Source organism: Bartonella sp. AD328YNZD (genome assembly GCF_042196425.1).
In genome coordinates, this window is record NZ_JBHIQG010000251.1 from 1 (window position 1) to 3542 (window position 3542).

The window sequence follows — 3542 nt, forward strand, 5'->3', positions numbered from 1 at the left end:
CGATTTGGATTCTTACCATATCGGCCATCTGTTGGACGTCGAGAGGGTTGGACATAAGCAACTTTCCAAGGGCGTGGACCTAGAGAGCGTAATGTTGTTGCTGGATGAAAAGTCCCAGCTCCAACTTCCATATCGTAAGGTTGCAAAATCGCACATCCATAGTGCGCCCAATAATTTTGCAAAGTTAATATGAGTCCCTGAAAAGAACGTGTGGGATTAAGATGTTCAGGCAGTTTCACGCTTTATACTCTTTATATTGGACTAAACAAAAAACCAAAGTAATTTTAGTTTCTCTATTTATTATTTCATGTGGTTTACGGTTAAGCATTGTTTATTGCAAACCAAATTTCAACTTTTCTTGAATTTGTTTAGAATTTTCTGGTTTTCCGTCAATTGCGTGGTTCCATTGAAAGATTGCTTCACGTTTACGTCCAACTTTCCAATAGGCATCCCCTAAATGATCATTCAATGTTGGGTCTTCAGGTTGTAATCTGATAGCATTTTCTAATATTTGGACCGCTTTGTTATATTCTTTTAGTTTATAATAAGCCCATCCTAGAGAATCAAGGATATGACTGTTTTGCGCTTGCAAAGCAGAAGCTTTTTGCAGCATATGGAGAGATTCTTCAAGTTTCTCACCACGTTCCACAAGGGAATAGGCCAAATAATTAAGAACCTGCGGTTGATTTGGGAAAAATTCAAGTGATTTTCGCAAGTCAAGTTCTGCTTTTGGCCACTGTTGTAAACGTTCAAAAGCAATACCACGCTGATAAAAGAGTTTCCAATCGTCTTGTTGAAAGTTTTTTATCTGGGCAATAGCGTGGTCTAGAGTTTTAGTGGCTTCAAGAAATTTATTGTCCTGCATATAGAAAGCAACGAGTGTTATCAAAATGTTACGATCGTTGGGAAATTTTTTATTTAACAATGTAAGTAATTTTATTGCTTCTTTGTAATTATTGTTATTGATAAGTAGGAATGCAAGATGCAGTTGCCCATCTTTATAATAGGGAGATTTGGGGGATAAAGCGCGATAAAGTTTCATTGCTTGATAAGGGTCACCTAATTTAGCAGAAATATGTGCGAGCTGAAACAATGTTGCGTCATTTTGAGGGTATAAAGCGAAAGCTAACTGTTTGAAAATACGTGCAATTCGTCCTGAATTTTTATAGTTTAGGGCAGTTCCAAAATTATACAATACCTCGGCTGCTCCTTGTTGGGGTGTTTTAATAACTCTCTCTAAGAAAGTATTTTTTTCAATTTTTTCTCGAAAATTTTTAAGGACTTCTCGACCTGACAACATTTGTTCGCCATGCTGGACTGTTTGCAGAGCTTGGTTGCGCATATTACGGCGCAATTGGAATGAGGCATAGGCTATGATAATACGTTCATAGGTATTAGGAGCTATAAGAGTTCCCTGTTTGTTATTCAGTGCTTTAATGAAATATCTTTTTGCATCCTGTGGTCGTTCTGCAAGGTCGTTCATAAGTGCTAAATGATAAGATATAAAAAGGTCATACCAGATAGGACCTTTGAGCTTTTTAAGATCAGCGATTGCTTGAGATTTGTGTCCAGATCCAAATGTAATCCAAGCACTAATTAATTCAGGTATTGGATTATTGGATGTAGGAAGTTCTTTTGATTGCAGAAGAAGCTTGGCATTTTTGTAGTCTTTTTTGATGAGACTTTCTACTGACAACGTTAAGGAAACAAAAGGTGTTATAACATTTTGCTTTTTGAGTTTTTTTGCCTGTTGTACCGCTTCTTTAAAGTTTCCAACAGAGAGCATAGCTTCAAGGAGCTCTTTTTGTGTTTCAACGTTATCGGGTTGATAAACGAGTGCCTGTTTAAAATAATGAATGGCGAGATCTGTTTTATTTTCATGATTTGCAACCCTTCCAGCTAAATAAGCACCTGTAAATGAGTTTGTATGAATTGCAGAGCTTATTTTACTATAGGTGGGGGATGGTATCATCATGATACCCACAATAAAGAGGGTAAAAAGTCGGGATACCGTTGCAGAGCACATGGAGCTAATCCTTTTCAAGATAATCAATCGATAATGTAGTTTATAAATCATATCTCATTACTTTGTTGAAAAATATTGCGATTCTTGCAAAGAATCAGTTTATACGTGCAATACAAAACTCAACAGTCTCAACGAGAGCATTGTAAGCAAGGTTTTCGTTCATGGGAACAAGAGCATCAACTGCATACTTTCCATAGATACGTGCTTGTTTTATTGTATCTGTGATACTATCATACTTTTCCATTAAGTGTTGCGCGTATGCGAAGGATTCATCATTGGCATTGCCCTCTTCAAGTGTTTGTTTCCAGAAAGTTTTTTCTACCGTATTTCCACGCTTATAGGCAAGAATAACAGGCATCGTGATTTTTCCTTCTCGAAAATCATCTCCTATATTTTTTCCTAAGTTTTGGACACTACCACTATAGTCAAGTGCATCATCAATCAATTGGAAAGCTAAACCTAAAGATGTTCCATATTCACGTAATGCAGAACGCTCTTTATCTCCATAGCCAGCAACAATGGGTCCTACTTCGGCGGCTGCTGAAAAAAGTGCCGCTGTTTTTGCATTGATGATTTTGAGATAGTCTGAAGGACTGGTTTTGATATTTTTTGCAGCAGAAAGTTGCATAACTTCTCCTTCGGCAATAATTGCAGCAGCGTTTGCTAGGACAGAGAGCGCTTCTATAGAGCCGACATCAACCATCATTTTAAAAGCTTGCCCCAATAAGAAATCACCAACAAGCACACTTGCTTGATTTCCCCAAATCATCCGTGCCGTAGATTTTCCACGTCGTAAATTACTTTCATCAATCACGTCATCGTGCAGTAATGTTGCTGTATGCATAAATTCAACGGCTGTTGCAAGTTTTATATGCCCGTCACTTTGATAACCGAACATATGAGCAGAAGCGAGCGTAATCATTGGTCGTAACCGCTTTCCCCCTGATGAAATAAGATGGTTAGAAATTTCAGGGATCATCTCAACCTCTGATTTTGCCATAGAGAGAATAAATTGATTTACGCGCTTCATATCTTGTTGAGTAAGATTGATAAGAGATTGAAGAGAAATTTGATTATTTCTTATTTGTTCTGGTTTGATGGCTGCACTCAATGTATTTACTCCTAGAGTATTTCAATGGACATATATAAATTCTATTTTATTGGTTAGCATAAAGGGGGTTTTGTTTTGACTCAAGCCTTTGATGTGGCTTTGAAATGTAAGCTTTGAATGATCTTGTCAAGAAATGTTCTTTAATAAGTGTAATGTTGTTGTTATAAAATGGTAAAAAAAATTAAAATGGTAGCTGAATAGCGAAAGTGCAATTTATACAAGGTGAACATTAGACTTTTAAATGGATAAAGCAACGAATCAGAGTGGTGAAACAATAGACAGTTTTCATCGCGGGAAATTTTATTTGGTTCAACCTCATAAATATGGCCATCGTTCTGGAATGGATGCGATGTTATTAGCTAGTTTGGTTCCAAGTGATTTAAAGGGCAAGGTTGTTGATTTAGG

At 37.0% G+C, this 3542-nt stretch carries 3 protein-coding genes and 1 pseudogene; 1 reads left to right on the plus strand and 3 read right to left on the minus strand.

The window, feature by feature from the left end:
- The 3 genes from ACFIO3_RS10120 to ACFIO3_RS10130 form a co-directional block, all read right to left on the minus strand.
- Positions 1 to 239: glycine--tRNA ligase subunit alpha (locus ACFIO3_RS10120; RefSeq protein ID WP_375704400.1), on the minus strand; the 239-nt coding region annotated here is incomplete at its 3' end.
- A 92-nt stretch (positions 240 to 331) separates the two neighbouring features.
- Positions 332 to 2026 carry a tetratricopeptide repeat protein gene (locus tag ACFIO3_RS10125; protein ID WP_375607819.1) on the minus strand — a complete coding sequence of 565 codons (1695 nt, stop codon included), beginning with the start codon at positions 2024 to 2026 and terminating at the stop codon, positions 332 to 334.
- 94 nt (positions 2027 to 2120) lie between these two features.
- Entirely contained in the window at positions 2121 to 3137 is a 1017-nt protein-coding gene (locus ACFIO3_RS10130; protein WP_375607818.1) for a polyprenyl synthetase family protein, read from the minus strand.
- Between the two features lie 241 nt (positions 3138 to 3378).
- On the opposite strand from ACFIO3_RS10130, the pseudogene ACFIO3_RS10135 reads away from it, so the two are divergent.
- A pseudogene (locus tag ACFIO3_RS10135) lies at positions 3379 to 3542 on the plus strand (methyltransferase); the annotation flags it as partial.

Bases quoted from the DNA above. Each gene is read 5' to 3' on its own strand.
- ACFIO3_RS10125 (WP_375607819.1), bottom strand. From the start codon at position 2,026: ATGTGCTCTGCAACGGTATCCCGACTTTTTACCCTCTTTATTGTGGGT.